The sequence below is a fragment of the Staphylococcus rostri genome (assembly GCF_002902145.1).
GTDB classification, from domain to species: Bacteria; Bacillota; Bacilli; order Staphylococcales; family Staphylococcaceae; genus Staphylococcus; species Staphylococcus rostri.
Genome location: NZ_PPRF01000005.1, coordinates 1 through 1783 on the forward strand (window position 1 = coordinate 1; position 1783 = coordinate 1783).

At 42.2% G+C, this 1783-nt stretch carries 1 pseudogene; it reads right to left on the reverse strand.

The annotated features are described in order from the left end of the window. Positions 1 to 227 precede the first annotated feature (227 nt). A pseudogene (locus CD122_RS11730) lies at positions 228 to 1783 on the reverse strand (hypothetical protein); the annotation flags it as partial.

The window sequence follows — 1783 nt, forward strand, 5'->3', positions numbered from 1 at the left end:
TCAACAAGTAGTTCGGTTTCAGAGAGTGAGCGAGCATCAAGAAGTGCGAGCGAATCGGCATCAGTGAGCGCATCGGATAGCACGAGCAGATCGGAATCAGAAAGTGCAAGTACGTCAGCGTCAGAAAGCGCAAGTACATCAACAAGCATAAGTGATTCACAAAATGTAGCGTCTAATTCAGCGAGTGCAAGTGAATCGACATCAGTAAGTAGCTCAACAAGTGTGAGTCAATCGGTGTCATCAAGTACTTCCAATTCAGCAAGTGAGGATGCGTCAAGAAGTGCAAGTGAATCAGCGTCAGAAAGCGCAAGTACGTCAGCATCGACAAGCACTTCAGTGTCAGCGAGTGAATCAGAATCAGCGAGTGAATCAGAAAGCACATCAGCATCTGAAAGTACGAGTACTTCAGTATCGACAAGTGGCTCAGTATCCGAAAGCGAAAGTGCATCAAGAAGTGCAAGTGAGTCGGCATCAGCGAGTGAATCTGACAGTACAAGCAGATCAGCATCAGAAAGCGCAAGTACGTCTACATCAACAAGCACTTCAGTGTCTGCGAGTGAATCAACATCAGCGAGTGAATCGGACAGTACATCAGCATCTGAAAGTACGAGTACATCGACATCAACAAGTACATCCGTATCAGAGAGTGAGAGCGTATCAAGAAGTGCAAGCGAATCTACATCAGTAAGTGAATCAGAAAGCACGAGTAGATTAGTATCGGAAAGTGAAAGTACTTCTGTATCAACAAGTACGTCAGTATCAGAGAGCGCAAGTGAATCAGCGTCAATCAGTGACTCAGAAAGTGTGAGTACTTCAACAAGCATAAGTGATTCACAAAATGTAGCGTCTAATTCAGAAAGCGCAAGTGAATCAACATCGGTAAGTAATTCAACAAGTACTTCTGTGTCTATAAGTGCAAGTGCGTCAAGAAGTGCAAGCGAGTCAACATCAACAAGTACCTCTGAATCAGCAAGTGATAGTGCATCAAGAAGCGCAAGTGAATCAGCATCATTAAGCGATTCAGAAAGTACAAGTACGTCAACAAGTGAGTCTATTTCAACTTCTGAAAGTGATTCCGAGAGTACAAGCATAAATGGTTCAGAATCAGAGAGCACGTCTAATTCGGAAAGTACTTCAGTATCAGTTAGTACAAGTGAGTCAGAATCTACGTCAGAGTCATCAAGTATTTCAACATCTATTAGTGAAAGTGACTCGGTATCTGTCAGCAATTCTGAATCAGTAAGTACAAGTAACTCAATTTCAACAAGTGAAAGTACGTCAGTTTCGGAAAGTGACTCAATCTCAATTAGTAACTCAGAATCAGTTTCAACAAGTGAATCAATTTCGGCAAGCAATAGTGCAAGTGCATCAGTTTCAGAAAGTGAAAGCACTTCAGTATCAGAGAGTGAGTCAATCTCATCTAGTGAAAGTGTTTCTGTTTCAGAAAGCGATTCTACATCGGTGAGCACATCGGAATCAGAAAGTGCGAGCACATCAACAAGTATCAGTAACTCGGAAAATGCAGAAAGAGATTCAGTAAGCGCAAGTGAATCGGCGTCAATTAGTGAGTCAGCTTCAATCAGTAGTTCTAATTCGGCAAGTGTTAGTACATCAGAATCAGCATCTGTAAGTAGTTCAGAATCAGATAGTACGAGTGCATCCGAATCAGAAAGCACGAGTGATAGTGAGAGTACGTCAATTTCAGCAAGCAACTCTGTCTCAACAAGTGAATCAGACTCAATCAGCAGTTCAAATTCAGAAAGTGAAAGCACGTCAACTTCAG